The organism is Thioalkalivibrio sp. XN279 (genome assembly GCF_011089885.1).
Lineage (GTDB): Bacteria > Pseudomonadota > Gammaproteobacteria > Steroidobacterales > XN24 > XN24.
Map to the genome: position 1 here is coordinate 1 of NZ_JAANBD010000001.1, position 15,743 is coordinate 15,743.

Sequence of the window (15,743 nt, forward strand, 5' to 3'; positions counted from 1 at the left end):
GGGCGCCGGCTGGGCCGTCCCGTTCACCCGTGCCTGGAGTGGCGGGGCCGGCGGATCCGGCGGCGCCACGGGCGCCTGCGCCGGCGGCGCACCATGCAGCTCGTCCAGCAACCGCTCGAACTCGTCGTCCGTGATCTCGTCGGCGCCGTTACCGGCCGCGGCCGTGACTGCGACGGGCTCCGGCGGCGCCTCGGGTTGCGCTGGCGGCGCGGGCGCCGCGGCAGGCGCGCCGGTCTCACCCCGCTGCGCCGCTTCCAGCGCGGCCAGCAGGCCCGGATCGGCGGGCTCGAGCGCCTGCCCGGCGCGCAAGGCGTCGAACATCACCGTGACGGCGTCGACCGCCGCCAGGACAGCGTCCATGATCTCCGGGTTGAGGCTCAGCTCGCCCTGGCGCAGCCCGTTGAAGACGTCCTCCGAGCGGTGGCACACCTCCACCAGCGGCGCCAGGCCCATGAAACCGGCGCCGCCCTTGATGGTATGGAAGCTGCGGAACAGCGCGTTCAGCAGCTCGGCGTCGTCGGGTGCGTGTTCCAGCGCCATGAGCTGCTCACCCAGGCCGTCCAGCAGCTCGCCGGCCTCGATGAGGAAGTCTTGCAGCAGCTCTTCGGCGGCGTCGAACATCTCGACCGCTCCTTCAGAAACCCATCGAGGACAGCAGGGCGTCCACTTCGTCCTGGTCGCGTAGCCGGCTCGCCGGACGTTCAGCCACCGCGGCTGCCGCAGTCTCGCCGGCGGCACGGTCGTCGCGGTGCATGCCGCCGGTGCGCGCGACCAGCTCCGCCAGGCGCCGCTCCAACTCGCCGGCGACGCCGATGACGCGCCGGATCGCCTGCCCGCTCAGGTCCTGGAAGCTCTGCGCCATGAGAATGTCGGACAGCAGGGCGTGCAACCGCTTGCCCTCGGCCTGAACTTGCGCCGGCTCCGACACCGCCCCCGACTCCAGTGCGGAGGCCACCGGCAGGCCCTCTTCCACGGCGTTGATCACGCGGTGCGCGGCCTGCTCGGTGAGCGCCAGCACCCAGCCGAGTTTCTCGCGCGCGTCCGGGATGTCGTGGGTCGCCAGCTCGGACAGGCGCGGGTCGACGCGCACGCCGTCGAGCGCCTCATGCAACTCGCGGGTGATGCGCGCCAGTTCGGTCAACAGCTCGTTGGGGGCGCCGCTCATGACGCCGCCTCCGTGGCGGGCGCGGCCAGCCGGGCGAAGATCCGGTCCAGCTTCTCGCGCAGCGTCTCTGCGGTAAACGGCTTCACGATGTAACCGTTCACCCCGGCCTGGGCCGCCTCGACGATCTGCTCGCGCTTCGCCTCGGCGGTGACCATCAGCACCGGCAGGGACTGCAGTTTCGCGTCGGCGCGCACGGCCTTGAGCAGCTCGATGCCCGGCATGCCCGGCATGTTCCAGTCGGTGACGAGGAAATCGAAGCCGCCGCCCTGCAACATCGGCCAGGCGGTCTGGCCGTCGTCGGCCTCCTGGATGTTCTGGTAGCCGAGCTCCCGCAGCAGGTTCCGTATGATCCGCCGCATCGTGGAAAAATCGTCCACGACCAGGATGCGCATGTCGTTGTTCACCCAAATTCTCCCGTGCCGTCGGCTTGCGGCGCCAAGGCGCGTTACTCGTCGTCAGTCCAGTCGTGCAGCCTGGCACGCACGCGCGCCAGGGCCTGGCCATGTAACTGGCAGACCCGCGATTCCGTTACGCCGAGCACTGCGCCGATCTCGCGCAGGTTCAGCTCCTGTTCGTAATACAGCGACATCACCAGCTGCTCCCGCTCGGGCAAGCCGCCGATAACCTCGGCCAGGGCGGCGCGAAAAGCCGCCTGGTCGAAAGCCTCGGCGGGATCCAGCTCGGAGCCGGGCATGAAGTCGTCGAAGCTCCCGTCTTCCGGCGTGAGGTCCGCCAGGCTGAACAGGCGGCTGGCCACCGAGTCCTGGACCATGGCGTGGTATTGCTCGAGCTCGACGCCCAGCATCGCTGCGATGGCGCGGGGCTGGGCCTCGCACCCGGTCTCGTTTTCGATCTTGCGCACGGCCGTAGCGACCTTGCGTGCATTGCGGTGCACGGAGCGGGGCGTCCAGTCGTTGCGCCGCACCTCATCGAGCATGGCGCCGCGCACCCGGATGCCCGCGTAGGTCTCGAAACTGGCGCCCTGGCTCGCGTCATAGCTCCTCGCTGCCTCCAACAGCCCGATCGTCCCGGCTTGCACCAGGTCTTCCAGCTGCACGTTCGCCGGCAGCCGGCCGAGCAGGTGGCACGCGATGCGCTTCACCAGCTCGAGGTGGTCTTCTACCCGAATCTCGCTCCCGGCCTGCGTCACTTGTGCGGCATACATGGCTACACCGCCATTTCGAGGCTGGCCGGGGGCTTGCAAGCGCCGACCATGCGTTCGAGAAAAAACTCGATGCGGCCGCTGGCGCCCCGGGGCTCAGGGAGCTTATCGGCACGACGGGCGAGTTCCTTGAACGCGCGCGCTGCCGGACTGGAGGGATACATGGTGGTTACCGGCGCCTGCGCCTGGACGGCGCGTCGCAGCAACGGGTCTTCGGGGACGATGCCGAGGTGATGCAGCGGCATCTCGAGGAACCGGTCGCAGACCGCCTGGAGCTTGCCGTGCAAGCGACGGCCATGCTGGACGGAGTCGACCCGGTTGGTGATGGTGTGGAAGCGGCGCAGGCCATGGTCCCGGGCCAGCACCTTGACCAGCGCATAGGCGTCGGTCATCGACGAAGGCTCGTCGCACACCACCAGCATGACGTCCTGTGCAGCGGAGCAGAACTGCAGCACTGAGGGGTTGATCCCTGCGGCCACGTCGATGATGAGGACGTCGACCGCTTCCGCCAGGCTGCTGAACACGCTGACGATCCCGGCCAGCTCGCGACTGTCGAGGTTGGCGAGACGCGCTATGCCTGAGGCCGCGGGGGCGATGCGTAACCCCCCCGGGCCGTCCACCAGGATATCGGCCAGCTCACGCTCACCGGAAAGCACGTGCGAAAGGTCGTGCCGCACCTGCAGCCCAAGCAACAGGTCGACGTTGGCGAGCCCGAGATCCGCATCCAGCAACATGGTGCGGCGGCCGAGCGCGGCGAGGGCCACGCCCAGGTTGACCGAGACGTTGGTCTTGCCCACGCCTCCCTTCCCGCTCGCCACGGCGATGACGCGCACCGGGCAGGGCTCGCGAAAAGACGCCAGGCCGGCGGCCTGCCGGGCCTGATCAAGCATGGACATGAGACACCTCCGTGTGAAGCGTGTTGGGACGCGGTGCGGGTGCGGGCGCAGGCGTGGCGGCCTGGCGCCGGGCGTGGCGCGCGGCAAGGCTCACCGCGCTGGCGACCAGGTCCTGGCAGCGTGCCAGCGCGAGGTCTTCCGGCACGCGCTGGCCGTTACTGACGAAAGCGACCGGCAGGCGTTGAGCGATCACCGCCGAGAGGACCGCGCCGAGCCGCGCCGTCTCGTCGACCTTGCTCAGCACGCAGCCGGCGAGGCGCTCGCGACCGAAGGCGTCGATCACCTCCTCCATGACCTCGCGCTGCACGTTGGCCGGCAGCACCAGGTAGCTCTGCAAGCTGTCCACGCCGGTCAGCTTGCGCATTTCCTGCAGCAGGCGCAGGTCGCGCTGGCCCATTCCTGCTGTATCTACGATCACCACGCGGCGGCCGGAGAACTCGGCCAAAGAGGCCTGCAACTGCTCGGCCGAAGCAACCTGGCGCACCGGAACCCCAAGCAGCAGACCGAAGGCACCGAGCTGGCGCTGGGCGCCGACGCGGAAGTCATCCGTACTGATCATGGCGACGGCGCCACTGCCGAAGCGCATGCAGGCGCGCGCCGCCAGCTTGGCGGCGGTGGTGGTCTTGCCGACGCCGGTGGCACCCACCAGCGCGATCAGGCCACCCTCTTCCAGGGGATCTGCGGCGACGACCGGCAACTCGCGCGCCAGCCCGACGAGCGCCTCGCGCCAGGCCGGCGCAGCGCCGCGCATGGTCGACGTCTTCCCGGCGATATCCCGCGCCAGCGACTCGTCGAGACCGATCGCCGCAAGCCGCTTCACCAGTTCGGCGCGCAGCGGAAAGCGGCGATCCTGGTCGGAGCAGGACAGCCGCGAGACCTGCTCCTGCAGGATCGCCCGCAGCGACTTCAGCTCAGCCTGCATGGCCGAGAGCGCCGGGTCCTGGCTCCACTCGATGCGCTCGGGCGACGGGCGCTGGTATGCTTCTTCTTCGGGCTCAGGCTGCGCGGACTGGACGGGCTGCGCAGGCTCCGCGGCGCCGCCCAGCATGCCGGTGACCAGCTCGGCGTCGTAGTCCACCGCCGCGACGATCTCCACGCCGCCGGCCGTGGTCCGGGTCGAGAGGATGACCGCGTCGGGCCCCTGCTCTGCGCGGACCTGGTGGATCGCCTGGCGCATGTCCGTGGCAAAAAAACGCTTGATCTTCACTTTGCTTCCCCGTGCTCGCGAGCGCCTGTCATGCGATCGCCGCCTGTGTCTCGGCAGCGCCGAGCGTTGCTATTACCTTCACCGGTCGCCGTTCCGGGATCTCCGTGTACGCCAGCACATGAAGTCCCCGCACCACCGGCCTCAGCCATCCGGCCAGCCAGGGCCGCAGTTCGGCCGAGGTGACCAGCACGGCAGGCTCGCCCGAGACCTCCTGTCGCTGCGCGGCGTTGATCGCGCCCTGCTGGAGCTTCTCCGCCAACCGCGGCTCGATGCCGAGGCCGGCTGAACCTGTCGCCTGTAAACTCTTATGCAAGACTTGTTCCAACCCCGGATCGAGCGCGATCAGCGGCAATTCTTCTTGTGAATCAGTGATGTTCTGCACGATGAAGCGCGCCAGGGAAGCGCGCACGGCGCTGGTGAGCGCGACGGGATCCTGACTCCGGGCCCCGTGCTCCGCCAAGGATTCGGCGATCGTGCGCATGTCGCGCACGGGAATCTGCTCCGCGAGCAGGTTCTGCAGCACCCTGAGCACGGTGCCGAGGCCCAGGACCTTCGGCACCAGGTTCTCCACCAGCTTGGGATGGCTCTTCGCCAGGCGGTCCAGCAACTGCTGGGCCTCGTCGTGACCGAGCAACTCCTGGGCGTGCTCGCGCAACACCTGGCTCAGGTGCGTGGCCACCACCGTGGCGGGATCGACGACGGTATAGCCGAGCGTCTGGGCATGTTCGCGCCGCTCGGCGTCGATCCACACCGCCGGCAGCCCGAAGGCGGGGTCCTTCGTCTCCATGCCTTCCAGCTCGCCATACACGCGGCCCGGGTTGATCGCGAGGTGACGGTCGACGTGGATTTCCGCGCGCGCGGCCGGCACGCCGTTCAGCGTGATGCGATAGCCGTTCGCCCCGAGGTCCAGGTTGTCGCGCACGTGCACCGGCGGCACGAGAAAGCCGAGCTCTTCAGAGAGCTTGCGCCGCACGCCTTTCATGCGCTCCAGCAGCACGCCGCCCTGCGCCCGGTCCACCATGGGAATCAGGCGGTAGCCGACTTCCATCCCGACCGGGTCGACCTGGCTGACGTCCTCCCAGGCCAGCTCGCGCGGCGGCGGCGGCGCGGCGGGCTCGTCGGGGAGGATTTCCACTTCGGCCTGCAGCGAGCGCTTGCGGATCATCCAGGCCGCGCCGCCAAGCGCGCCGCCCAGCAGCAGGAACACCAGGTTGGGCATCCCGGGCACCAGGCCCAGCATGCCGATGATGCCGGCGGCGATCGCCAGCGCGCGTGCGCTGCCGAACAGCTGCTTGACCATGTCGCGGCCCATGTCCCCGGCGGCGGAGACCCGGGTGACGATGATGGCGGTGGCCGATGACAGCAGCAGGGACGGGATCTGCGCGGCCAGGCCGTCGCCTATGGTCAGCAGCACATAGGTGCGCGCTGCGTCTGCGAGCGGCATGCCGTGCGTCACCGTGCCGATGACCAGGCCGCCGATGATATTGATGAACAGGATCAGGATGCCGGCCACGGCGTCGCCGCGCACGAACTTGCTGGCGCCGTCCATGGAGCCGTAGAAGTCCGCCTCGGCGGAAGTCTCGGCCCGCCGCAGCCGCGCCTCGTCCTGGGTGATGAGGCCGGCGTTGAGATCGGCGTCGATGGCCATCTGCTTGCCTGGCAAGGCGTCCAGGGTGAAGCGCGCACTCACCTCCGACACGCGGCCGGCACCCTTGGTGACGACGACGAAATTGATGATCACCAGGATGGCGAACACCACCAGGCCGACGGCGTAGTTGCCGCCGACGACGAAGTTGCCGAAAGCCTCGATCACCTTGCCGGCGGCGTCGGTGCCGCTCTGGCCGTCCATCAGCACCACGCGGGTGGACGCCACGTTCAGCGCCAGGCGCAGCAACGTGGCCAGCAGCAGCACGGTGGGGAATACCGAGAATTCCAGCGGCCTCGCTGCGTAGATGGTCATCAGCACCACCACCAGCGCGAGCGCGATGTTGAATGTGAAGAACATGTCCAGCGCGAGCGGCGGCAGCGGCAGCACGATCATCACCAGCAGTGCGATCAGCAGCAGCGGCGTGCCCAGCCCGTTGCGGATGAAGTCGCCGAGGTAGCGCAACACGGAAGTCATGTTCAAATCCTCTTGCCCGGCCGGCGGCGGGTCAGGTGTTCGGGAACATCGAATTCAGCCAGCTCAGGCACCGGGTCGCCCGGAGCGGCGGCGCGCAGCTGGTAGATCCACGCCAGCACGCGGGCGACCGCCAGGAACAGCTCTTCGGGGATCTCCTCGTCCAGCGGCGTGGTGTAGTACAGCGCCCGTGCCAGCGGCGGCGCCTCGAGCCGCGGCACGCCCGCCTCGGCCGCCGCCTCGCGGATGCGCAGCGCCGTCTCGTCGACGCCCTTGGCGACCACGCGCGGTGCCGACATTCCGGAGGACTCGTACTTCAGCGCCACAGAGAAGTGCGTCGGGTTGGACACCACCACGTCGGCGGCCGGCACGGCGGCCATCATGCGCCGCTGCGCCATCTCCATCTGGATGCGGCGGATGCGGCCTTTCACCTCCGGACGCCCGTCGGTCTCCTTCATCTCGTCGCGCACTTCCTGGCGCGTCATGCGCAGCTGCTTGCTGTGCGTCCACAGCTGGAACGGCACGTCGACCGCCGCGATCAGCAGCAGCACCGAGCCGAGCACCAGCAGCACCCAGCAGATGGTCCGCGCCAGGCCGGGAATCGCCGTGCGCAGGTCGTTATCGCCCGCGGTAAGCAAGTCGGGACCGATATGGCGCAGGACCAGGAAGCCGGCGCCGGTGACGACGATGAACTTGGCCAGCGTCTTGGCGAATTCCATCAGGCCGTTGGCCGAGAAAATGCGCTTCAGGCCCTTCAGCGGGTTGAGCTTGTCCAGCTTGGGCTTCATGGCCTCGGCGCTGAACACCAGCCCGCCCAGCATCGCGGGGCCGGCCAACGCAGCGATGAGCACCGCGACGAACACCGGGGCAAGCAACCAGAGCGCCGCCATGCCCGCCTCGCCGAGCACCGCCGGGAGCAAGGCCGTTTCGAAGGCCAGGTCCCGCGGCATCGTCAGGCCGGCGCGCATGGCGTCGATCATGCCGGTGCCGATGGGGCCGCCGAAAAGCAGCAGTGCCGCCGCGCCGGTCAGCACCACGGCCGTGGTGTTGAGCTCGCGCGAGCGCGGCGCCTGGCCTTTTTTCTTCGCGTCCTGGAGGCGCTTCGGCGTCGCTTGTTCTGTGCGTTCCTGGCTGGTGTCCTGCTCGCTCATCTCAGCCTCCCAGCCACCAGCCGATGACGCTGAAACCTTCGCCGAGCAACTCGCTGAAGCGCGCGCCCAGGGCCGCCACCGTCGCCCAGAGGACGAGGAACCCGAGCATCAGGGTCATGGGAAAACCCACGGCGAAAATGTTCAGCTGGGGCGCCGCACGGGTGACCACCCCCATCGCCACGTTGGCCAGCAACAAGGAGCCGACGGCCGGCAGGGCGATGAGCACAGCGTGGCCGAACATCACGCTGCCCCAGTCCGCCAGCGCAGCGAAGTCGGCGAAACGGATACCGCCGGCGAGCGGCAGTTCGCGGAAACTGAGCACCAGGAAATTCAGCAGCACCAGGTGGCCGTCCAGCGCGAGGAACAGCAGCGTCGACAACACCACGAAAAATTGGCCGACCACAGGCACCTGCACGCCGCTGTCCGGGTCCACCAGCGAGGCGAAGCCAAGCCCCATGCCCAGCGCCACCAGCTCCCCGGCGATCGCCAGCGCGGCGAACACCATTTGCAGCACGAAGCCGGCCACCGCGCCGATCACCAGTTCGCGCAGCATCGCCAGCACCATGCTGAAGCTCAGCAGCGAGATCTCCGGCGGCGGCGGCAGCAGCGGCTGGACCATCAGCGCAATCACCAGCGCCAGTCCTGCGCGCACCTGCATCGGCACCGAGCGCGCGCCGAACAGCGGCGCCGCCAGCAGCAGCGCCGCGATGCGCATGAAAGACAACGCCAAACCGGCGATCCAGGTGTCGAGTTGTGCGGCGGTGAACTCCATCCTCGCGCGGCCTCAGTGCAGCAGGCCGGGGATGGAGGTGATCAGTTCGCGCGAGTAGTCCACGATCACGCGCAGCATCCAGTGGCCGCCGAATGCCAGCACGGCGACCAGGCCGAGCAGCTTGGGGATGAAGGACAATGTCATCTCCTGGATCTGCGTCGCCGCCTGCACCATGCCGATGACGAGACCGAGCGCCAGGGCCACTGCGAGCATCGGCGCCGCCAGCATCACCGTCACGGCCAGTGCGCCGCGGCCAATCTCCATGACCAGCTCCGGGGACATCGTTCAGCCCGCCATGAAGCTGGCGGCGAGCGTGCCCATCACCAGCGACCAGCCGTCGACCAACACGAACAGCATGATCTTGAACGGCAGCGAAATGATCAGCGGCGAGAGCATCACCATGCCCATGGACATCAGCACCGCGGCGACCACCAGGTCGATGATCAGGAAGGGCAGCAGCAGCAGGAAACCGATCTGGAACGCCGTCTTCAGTTCGCTGGTGACGAACGCGGGCAGCAGCACCGAGAACGGCACGTCGGCCTCGGACTCGAAGCCGTCGTGGCCGCCGAGGCTGGCGAACAGCTCGAGGTCGGGCGCACGCACCTGCGACATCATGAACTCGCGCATCGGCCCGCCCGCCGCGGCGATGGCCGCCGGCGCGTCCAGGCTCTCTTCGAGGTAAGGCTTCGCGGCCTCCTCGTAAATGCGCTCCAGCACCGGCGCCATGATGAAAAAGCTCAGGAACAGGGCGAGGCCGATCAGCACCTGGTTGTTGGGCGTCTGCTGCGTGCCCATGCCCTGGCGCAGGATGGCCAGCACCACGATGATGCGCGTGAAGGATGTGGTCATGATGAGCGCCGCCGGCACCAGGCTCAGCAACGTCATCAGCAACAAGACCTGCAGCGTCACGGAGTACTGCTGCGTGCCGTCTTCCGCCGTCGCTACCGAGAGCAGCTCCAGCTCGTTGCCGGCCGCCGCGCTGCCCGGCCAGGCAGAAAGCAACAGGGGCAGCACCGGCAGCAGTCGCCACAAGGCCCGGCGCATCATGGCTTGCCGCTCCCCTTCATGCCGCCCAGGGCGGTGCGCAGTTGCGCCGCGAAACCGGGCGCCCCCGGGGCGCCCTCGACCGGAGCCACCGGCTCGTCCAGCACCAGCAGGGTCTGGATGCGGCCCGGCGCCGCGCCGAGCAGCAGCTGCCGCCCGCCCACTTCCACCAGCAACAGCCGTTCGCGCGCGCCGATCGAGGCGACCGACAGCACGCTGATTGCGCCGGGCAGCCGCCGTTGCATGCCGCCGTGGCGCCGCAGCAGGGCTGCGAGCCCGAAGATCAGGCCGACCACCAGCACCAGCACGCCAAGCACGCGGGCCGCCTGGGCCGCCCCATCCACGCCCGGCGCCGCGCCGCTTGCAGCGGCGAGAACCGGGGCGGGGCATACGGCGAACAGAAGCAATGAGAAGCGACGCATCATGCGGGACCTCAGCGCAACTTCCGCACGCGCTCGGCGGGGCTGATGACGTCGGTGAGGCGGATGCCGTATTTCTCGTTGATCACGACCACTTCGCCGTGGGCGATCAGCGTGCCGTTGACCAGCACGTCCATGGGCTCGCCGACCAGCCGCTCGAGCTCCACCACCGAGCCCTGGTTGAGCTGCAGCAGGTTGCGGATCGGCACCTTGGCGCGGCCGATCTCCATCGACAGCGTGACCGGGATGTCGAGCACCACCTCCAGGTTGACGTCCTCGTTGCCCGGGCCACCCGAGGCCTCCAGGGCGGCCGGGGTGACGGGCTGGCCGGCGCCGTTGCCCGGCGGCTTGTGGCCGTTGCCCGCCTGGCGTCCGGCATTGGCCGTGACGGCCTGCTCGGCGACGGCCTGCTCGGCCATGGCGGCCGCCCAGTCGTCCATCGCCGCGGAATTCTGCTCGCTCATGTTCTCTGCTCCTTGCGGATGTCCTGCTTGATGTCATTGGTCACCGGATCGCGGCGTGCGCGCTCCAGCACCTGGATGGCGTGCCGGCCCTGGTGATGGCCGAAACGCCCGTGGAAAATGGGGATCTGCTCGGCGCACAAGGTCACGCGCTCCGGCATCTCGATGGGCAGCACGTCGCCCGGCTTGAGCCTGAGCAACTCGCCGACGCTGAGTTCGACCTCGACCAGCTTGCTGCTTACCTCGACCGTGGCCAGGCGCACTTCTTCCCGCAGCGCCTTGAGCCAGCGCCCGTCGCCGTCCGAGCGGTCGCTCTGCATGCCGGCGTCGAGCAGGTCGCGGATCGGCTCGACCATCGAGTAAGGCAGCGTCACGTGGAGGTCGCCGCCGCCGCCCTCGAGCTCCAGCCGGAAACTGCAGATCACCACCACTTCGCTCGGGCTGACGATATTGGCGAACTGGGGGTTGACCTCGGCGTTGATGAATTCGAACTCGACCGGCAGCACCGGCGACCAGGCCTCGCCGAGGTCGTGAAAGGCCTGGTCGAGCACCATGCGCACCACGCGGCCTTCGGTCAGCGTGAACTCGCGGCCCTCGACCTTGGAGTGGAAGCGCCCGCCGCCGCCGAAGAAATGATCCACCAAGGTGAATACCAGGCGCGCATCGATCACGAACAGCGCGGTGCCGCGCAGCGGCCGCATGCGCACAAGGTTGAGGCTGGTGGGCACCGGCAGGGTGTGCACGTATTCGCCGAACTTTTGCAGCCGCACGCCGCTCACCGAGATCTCGGCGGAGCGCCGCAGCAGGTTGAACAGGCTGATGCGCAGGTGGCGCGCGAAGCGCTCGTTGATCATTTCCAGCGTCGGCATCCGGCCGCGCACGATGCGATCCTGGCTCGACAGGTCCACCGCGCGCGCGACACCGTCGTGCGCGCGCAGCTCCTGGTCGGTGTCCACGCTGCCGTCGTCCACCCCGTGCAACAGGGCGTCGATCTCGTCTTGGGAGAGAAGGTCTTGGCCGCTCATGTCATTGCATCACGAAGGTGGAGAAATAGACGTCGGCCACCAGCGGGCGCCCGGCCAGCTGCTGCAGTTCCGCCTGCACGGTCTTGAGCGCCTCCTGGCGCAGCGCTTCCTTGCCGGCACGGGTCAGCAGCGCCTCGTAATCGCGCTCGCTGAACAGCGCAATCAGCGCGTGGCGCAGCGCCGGCTCGTGGCGACGCGCGAGATCGAGGTCTTTCTTGTTGCCCGCCATCAGGTCCACGGACACCTGGAGATAGCGCAGCTGGCCACCGGCGGCGAAATTCACCACCAGCGGTGGCTCCAGCGCGAGGTATTCCGCGCTCCCGGCATCGACGATCGCAGGCCGGCCCGGCTCGACGGCCGGCGCGGCGGATGCGCTGCCGGCCTCGGGACCGGCCTCGGGGGCGGCGGCGAAGAACCGGCTCCAGCCAAGCCAGCCGCCAGCGCCGAGGAGCGCAACGACGACGAGCAGCCAGGGCCAGCGCCGGCGCGGCGCAGGGGCTTCCGCTGCAACGGCGCCCTCCTCGTTCTCCATCTCGTCCTGGACGACTTGGTCCGCTTCATTCATTGGCCGGTCTCCATGCGCGCACGCGTTTGTTTACAGCGTGACTTGAGCAAGAGCCGTGCCAGCTTCTTCGAGGCTATAAAAAACAGGGGGTTAGAGAGGCCCGCCGCGGGCGCGTCAGCTTCTTGACGCGGCCCGGAGCGGGCATGGCGGAGGCCGCCTCAGACGAAGGTGTCGACCAGGCCGCGCCCGCCGGCCGCCAGCGGCTGCGCCAGGAAGGATTCCTCGCCATCCTCGACCAGCTGCGCTGGATCGCCGTCGCCGGCGGTGGTCATTTCTTCCTCGGTACTGTCATCAGCGCCGTGTCGATCGACATCGAATCCGGACAGGGAAAAACCCTCCGCCTCCAGGGCCTCGCGCAGGCGTGGCGCGGCCTGCTCCAGCGCGTCGCGCGCCCCCGCCGTGGCGGCGTTGAACGACAGGCGCAGCCCGTCTTCTTCCAGGCGCACCCGCACCTCGACCGCGCCCAGGTCGGGCGGATTGAGCCGCAGTTCGGCGGTCTGCACCTTGCCGCGCACCATCCACAGGACACGCTGGCCAAGCGCCTCGGCCCAGTCGGGCCCGCCGGCCGGCACGGAGACCGACACGGTCGGCATGCCTCCTGCTGCGACTGAGGACGACGCCGGGGCCGTTCCCCCCGGTCCCAGCATGCTCAACGCGGCTTCGGCAGCGCGCGCTGCGCTTGCCTCGACCTGCGCCCGGCCCGCGCCAGCTGCGTCCGCGGCCGCCTCCGCGACGCCCAGGGCCTGCATCAGCGTGGCCGCGGAAGCCGCGGGCGCACGATCTCCGGGCGCCGCCACGGCCATGCCGGGCGCCACGCCGTGCAGCACCTGCAATATGCCGAGCAGCCGAGACAGCGAACCGCTGCCGTCTGGCGCGGTGCGCGTATCCGTGGCGGCGGTGGCCCGCAGGATTTCCGCCAGCTCCGGGGCGCGCGCCGCCAGCGCAATAGAAGCGGGCGCGGCAACCGGCTCCGGTGCTGTCAGCAGTCGCTGCAACGGTACCTCGAGCGCCTCGGGCAGGGCCTGCTGGGCAGCCTGCGTGCCGGTTGGTGCAAGCAATGCTGGGGCCGTGTCCTCGCCGGGTTCAGGGGTGGCGCCAGCACTGGCGGGATCTTCGGGACCGGCCGGGTCGCCCGGCCCACCCTCCGCTGCCGCCGGGCCGGCGAGCAGGCGCGCGAACACTGCGCCGCCCTGTGCCGGCTGCTCCGGACGCGCGCTGCGGCCAGGCCGTGCTTGCTGCGGCTCCACCTCCATGCCGGGCGACAGGGTGGGGGTACTCATGATCGCACTCCTGCGGCACGCCGTGCGGCGCACTCGTCCTGCTCACGTTGTTCACTGCGCTGGGCTGCGCGTTCCTCTTCGGCGCGAAACCGCGTCACGACCTTCTCCAGCGCCTCGCGGTCCATGCGCAAGGCCAGCCACTGGGCGCGCGCCGCCTCGAGCCGGCCGCGCGCGTGTTCCACCAGCACGCGCTGGCGATTCACCGCCTCGCTCAGCTGGCCCAGGAACAGCCGGCCGTCGCGCAGCAACGCGGTGCCGCCGCATGCACCCTGGGCGACGGCGTCGGCATACTCCTGCCACCAGGCGCGGAGCTCGGCCAGCTTGCTCTCTTCCGCCGACATCGCCTCCTGCGCCTTGCCGAATTCCTGCACCGCGGCCTGCTCCCTGCGGTCGGCCACGCGCACCATCGGCTCCAGCCGGCGGCTCCTCAATTCACCTTGCATAGCGTCAGTCTCCCTCGCCCTTCGGGGCCACGACTTCCTTTAGCGATCCCAGGCTCTGCCCCAGGGGCACCGCCTCGTGCATGTCCTGCCGGAGCCAACCCTCGAGCCGCGGCTGGAACGCCACGGCTTCATCCACAACGGGGTCTGACCCCGTTTTGTAGGCGCCGACGCTGAGCAGGTCGCGGTGCTGCGACCAGGTGGCGTACAAGCGGCGGAAGCGCAGCGCGGCCTGGCGATGCTCCGGTTCACAGATGTCATTCATGGCGCGGCTGATCGAGGCCTCGATGTCGATGGCCGGATAGCGCCCGCCCTCGGCGACGCGCCGGGACAGCACCACGTGACCGTCGAGCACGGCGCGCGCGGCGTCCGCGATCGGGTCGTTGGTGTCGTCGCCCTCGGCCAGCACCGTGTAGAACGCAGTGATGGAACCCGCGCCCGGTTCGCCGTTGCCGGCGCGCTCCACCAGCTGGGGCAGGCGCGCGAACACCGAAGGGGTGTAGCCCTTGGTGGCCGGCGGCTCGCCGATGGCCAGCCCGATCTCGCGCTGGGCCTGGGCGAAGCGCGTCAGGGAGTCCATCAGCAACAGCACGTTGAGCCCGCGATCGCGGAAATACTCGGCGATGGTGGTGGCGAGCATGGCGCCGTGCAGGCGCATCAGCGGCGGATGGTCCGCCGGCGTGGCGACCACGACGGCGCGCTGCATGCCCTCCGGGCCGAGCGTGCGCTGCACGAACTCGTTCACTTCGCGGCCGCGCTCGCCGATGAGCCCGACCACGGTGACGTCTGCCGCCGTGTAGCGCGTCATCATGCCCAGCAGGACGCTCTTGCCCACGCCGCTGCCGGCAAAAAGCCCCATGCGCTGGCCGCGCGCCACCGTCAGCAGGCCGTTGATGGCGCGCACGCCGACGTCGAGCGGCTCCTCGAGCGGCGCACGCGACAAGGGGTTGATGGCGCGGCCGCGCAACGGCATGCGCGCCTCGCAATCCAGCGGGCCGCGTCCGTCCAACGGCTGGCCCGCCCCATCGACGACGCGGCCCAGCATCGCCTCGCCCACCGGCGCGTCGTGCGCACCGGCCAGGGGCCGCACGCGCGCCCCGGGCGTGAGACCATGAATATCGCCCTCGGGCATGAGGAACATCCGCTCCCCGGCGAAACCGACCACCTCGGCCTCGGTGCGCGCCCCGCCGGCGCTGATCACGCAGCAGCGGCCGCCCACGGGCGCCTCGCAGCCGACCGCCTCGAGAGTCAGGCCCACCATGCGCACCAGCCGGCCCTCGGCCACCATCGGCTCGTCCGTCGACACGCGACGGCGCCGCCGCTGCAGCCGGGCGCACAACGCAGCGTTGCGCGCGGGCGGCAGCAAGCGTGTCGCCGCGCCGTTCACGACCCCGACTCCGCAACCTGACGCTCGCTGCCGAGCACCCGTTCACACACCCGCGCGAGGCGGGTCTCCAGGCTGGCGTCTATGTTGGACACCTCGGTTCCGATGCGCGCGCCGCCCCGCGTCAGCGTAGGGTCGGCGATGATGCGGCAGGCCGGGGAAGCCTCGCTGGCGCCGAACACCTGCTCGACCAGCCGGGCATCCTCGGGATGCAGGTGCACCCGCACCTGCCGCTCGCCCACGGGCAGGGAAGCGATACCTTCCCGCACCACGGCCACGATCTCGCCGGGATTCGCCTTGAGCTCGCGCCGCACCAGCCGGCGCGTGGCGGCCAATACCAGCTCCACGAGCTCCTGCTCGACTTCTGCGTCAAGCTGTTCCAGGGGCTGGGCCAGGCCGGCGAATATTTTCTCCAGCGCGGCGCCGCGCTGCGCGATCTCCGCCTTGCCCGCCTCGAGCCCGGCCGCAAACCCGGCTTGGTAGCCGCTCTCGCGTGCCTCGCGCTCGATGGATTCGAGGTGGCCGGCCGTCAGCATGCCGTCGCGACGCGCTGGCATGGGGGTTCCGACCGAGGGCATTGCCCAGGGTTGGGCGCCCTCGCCCGACACGATGCGTGTCGCCGGAACGCCGCCCGGCTCCGCCGCCGCGGAAGG

The 15,743-nt window shown here is 69.7% G+C and carries 19 protein-coding genes; all 19 read right to left on the reverse strand.

Annotated features, from left to right (window positions below; translation table 11 throughout):
* Positions 1-621: Hpt domain-containing protein (locus G8346_RS00005; protein WP_206202497.1), on the reverse strand; the 621-nt coding region annotated here is incomplete at its 3' end.
* A gap of 13 nt (positions 622-634) precedes the next feature.
* Positions 635-1,165 (reverse strand): protein phosphatase CheZ, encoded by a 531-nt coding sequence (locus G8346_RS00010; protein ID WP_166046942.1) that lies wholly within the window; start codon positions 1,163-1,165, stop codon positions 635-637.
* A complete protein-coding gene (cheY, locus tag G8346_RS00015) occupies positions 1,162-1,557 on the reverse strand; it encodes a chemotaxis response regulator CheY (RefSeq protein ID WP_166047029.1) in 396 nt (131 codons plus the stop codon). The genes G8346_RS00010 and cheY overlap by 4 nt, the downstream gene beginning before the upstream one ends.
* Positions 1,558-1,610: 53 nt before the next feature.
* A complete protein-coding gene (locus G8346_RS00020; RefSeq protein ID WP_166046944.1) occupies positions 1,611-2,330 on the reverse strand; it encodes an RNA polymerase sigma factor FliA in 720 nt (239 codons plus the stop codon).
* A gap of 2 nt (positions 2,331-2,332) precedes the next feature.
* Positions 2,333-3,223, reverse strand: a complete 891-nt coding sequence (locus tag G8346_RS00025; protein WP_166046946.1) for a MinD/ParA family protein — start codon at positions 3,221-3,223, stop codon at positions 2,333-2,335.
* Positions 3,210-4,430 carry a flagellar biosynthesis protein FlhF gene (gene flhF, locus G8346_RS00030; RefSeq protein WP_166046948.1) on the reverse strand — a complete coding sequence of 407 codons (1,221 nt, stop codon included), beginning with the start codon at positions 4,428-4,430 and terminating at the stop codon, positions 3,210-3,212. Before flhF ends, G8346_RS00025 begins: the two co-directional genes overlap by 14 nt.
* A gap of 28 nt (positions 4,431-4,458) precedes the next feature.
* Positions 4,459-6,552, reverse strand: coding sequence for a flagellar biosynthesis protein FlhA (gene flhA, locus G8346_RS00035; protein WP_166046950.1), 2,094 nt, complete (start codon positions 6,550-6,552; stop codon positions 4,459-4,461).
* 2 nt (positions 6,553-6,554) lie between these two features.
* Positions 6,555-7,700: a flagellar biosynthesis protein FlhB gene (gene flhB, locus G8346_RS00040; RefSeq protein ID WP_166046953.1), complete on the reverse strand. Its 1,146-nt coding sequence runs from the start codon at positions 7,698-7,700 to the stop codon at positions 6,555-6,557.
* Position 7,701: 1 nt separating this feature from the next.
* Positions 7,702-8,472 (reverse strand): flagellar biosynthetic protein FliR, encoded by a 771-nt coding sequence (gene fliR / locus G8346_RS00045; RefSeq protein ID WP_166046955.1) that lies wholly within the window; start codon positions 8,470-8,472, stop codon positions 7,702-7,704.
* 12 nt (positions 8,473-8,484) lie between these two features.
* Positions 8,485-8,754 (reverse strand): flagellar biosynthesis protein FliQ, encoded by a 270-nt coding sequence (gene fliQ, locus G8346_RS00050; RefSeq protein ID WP_166046957.1) that lies wholly within the window; start codon positions 8,752-8,754, stop codon positions 8,485-8,487.
* A gap of 3 nt (positions 8,755-8,757) precedes the next feature.
* On the reverse strand, positions 8,758-9,519 hold the full coding sequence (gene fliP / locus G8346_RS00055; RefSeq protein ID WP_240901197.1) for a flagellar type III secretion system pore protein FliP: 762 nt from the start codon (positions 9,517-9,519) through the stop codon (positions 8,758-8,760).
* Positions 9,516-9,941, reverse strand: a complete 426-nt coding sequence (fliO, locus tag G8346_RS00060) for a flagellar biosynthetic protein FliO (protein WP_166046959.1) — start codon at positions 9,939-9,941, stop codon at positions 9,516-9,518. The genes fliP and fliO overlap by 4 nt, the downstream gene beginning before the upstream one ends.
* 8 nt (positions 9,942-9,949) lie before the next feature.
* Positions 9,950-10,399, reverse strand: a complete 450-nt coding sequence (fliN, locus tag G8346_RS00065) for a flagellar motor switch protein FliN (protein ID WP_166046961.1) — start codon at positions 10,397-10,399, stop codon at positions 9,950-9,952.
* A complete protein-coding gene (gene fliM, locus G8346_RS00070) occupies positions 10,396-11,421 on the reverse strand; it encodes a flagellar motor switch protein FliM (protein WP_166046963.1) in 1,026 nt (341 codons plus the stop codon). Before fliM ends, fliN begins: the two co-directional genes overlap by 4 nt.
* 1 nt (position 11,422) lies before the next feature.
* Positions 11,423-11,986, reverse strand: a complete 564-nt coding sequence (locus G8346_RS00075; RefSeq protein WP_166046965.1) for a flagellar basal body-associated FliL family protein — start codon at positions 11,984-11,986, stop codon at positions 11,423-11,425.
* A gap of 158 nt (positions 11,987-12,144) precedes the next feature.
* Positions 12,145-13,266, reverse strand: a complete 1,122-nt coding sequence (locus G8346_RS00080) for a flagellar hook-length control protein FliK (RefSeq protein WP_166046967.1) — start codon at positions 13,264-13,266, stop codon at positions 12,145-12,147.
* Positions 13,263-13,709 carry a flagellar export protein FliJ gene (gene fliJ / locus G8346_RS00085; RefSeq protein WP_166046969.1) on the reverse strand — a complete coding sequence of 149 codons (447 nt, stop codon included), beginning with the start codon at positions 13,707-13,709 and terminating at the stop codon, positions 13,263-13,265. Before fliJ ends, G8346_RS00080 begins: the two co-directional genes overlap by 4 nt.
* 4 nt (positions 13,710-13,713) lie before the next feature.
* A complete protein-coding gene (fliI, locus tag G8346_RS00090) occupies positions 13,714-15,093 on the reverse strand; it encodes a flagellar protein export ATPase FliI (protein WP_370520502.1) in 1,380 nt (459 codons plus the stop codon).
* Positions 15,090-15,647 (reverse strand): flagellar assembly protein FliH, encoded by a 558-nt coding sequence (locus tag G8346_RS00095; protein WP_166046971.1) that lies wholly within the window; start codon positions 15,645-15,647, stop codon positions 15,090-15,092. The genes fliI and G8346_RS00095 overlap by 4 nt, the downstream gene beginning before the upstream one ends.
* Positions 15,648-15,743: the final 96 nt, after the last annotated feature.

Excerpts from the sequence above, each read along its gene's own strand:
- fliJ (WP_166046969.1), bottom strand. The coding sequence starts at position 13,709 with ATGCAAGGTGAATTGAGGAGCCGCCGGCTGGAGCCGATGGTGCGCGTG.
- cheY (WP_166047029.1), bottom strand. The coding sequence starts at position 1,557 with ATGCGCATCCTGGTCGTGGACGATTTTTCCACGATGCGGCGGATCATA.
- flhB (WP_166046953.1), bottom strand. The coding sequence starts at position 7,700 with ATGAGCGAGCAGGACACCAGCCAGGAACGCACAGAACAAGCGACGCCG.
- fliP (WP_240901197.1), bottom strand. The coding sequence starts at position 9,519 with ATGATGCGCCGGGCCTTGTGGCGACTGCTGCCGGTGCTGCCCCTGTTG.
- fliO (WP_166046959.1), bottom strand. The coding sequence starts at position 9,941 with ATGATGCGTCGCTTCTCATTGCTTCTGTTCGCCGTATGCCCCGCCCCG.
- G8346_RS00020 (WP_166046944.1), bottom strand. The coding sequence starts at position 2,330 with ATGTATGCCGCACAAGTGACGCAGGCCGGGAGCGAGATTCGGGTAGAA.
- G8346_RS00025 (WP_166046946.1), bottom strand. The coding sequence starts at position 3,223 with ATGTCCATGCTTGATCAGGCCCGGCAGGCCGCCGGCCTGGCGTCTTTT.
- flhA (WP_166046950.1), bottom strand. The coding sequence starts at position 6,552 with ATGACTTCCGTGTTGCGCTACCTCGGCGACTTCATCCGCAACGGGCTG.
- G8346_RS00010 (WP_166046942.1), bottom strand. The coding sequence starts at position 1,165 with ATGAGCGGCGCCCCCAACGAGCTGTTGACCGAACTGGCGCGCATCACC.
- fliQ (WP_166046957.1), bottom strand. The coding sequence starts at position 8,754 with ATGTCCCCGGAGCTGGTCATGGAGATTGGCCGCGGCGCACTGGCCGTG.
- fliR (WP_166046955.1), bottom strand. The coding sequence starts at position 8,472 with ATGGAGTTCACCGCCGCACAACTCGACACCTGGATCGCCGGTTTGGCG.
- G8346_RS00080 (WP_166046967.1), bottom strand. The coding sequence starts at position 13,266 with ATGAGTACCCCCACCCTGTCGCCCGGCATGGAGGTGGAGCCGCAGCAA.
- G8346_RS00095 (WP_166046971.1), bottom strand. The coding sequence starts at position 15,647 with ATGCCAGCGCGTCGCGACGGCATGCTGACGGCCGGCCACCTCGAATCC.
- G8346_RS00075 (WP_166046965.1), bottom strand. The coding sequence starts at position 11,986 with ATGAATGAAGCGGACCAAGTCGTCCAGGACGAGATGGAGAACGAGGAG.
- fliM (WP_166046963.1), bottom strand. The coding sequence starts at position 11,421 with ATGAGCGGCCAAGACCTTCTCTCCCAAGACGAGATCGACGCCCTGTTG.
- fliN (WP_166046961.1), bottom strand. The coding sequence starts at position 10,399 with ATGAGCGAGCAGAATTCCGCGGCGATGGACGACTGGGCGGCCGCCATG.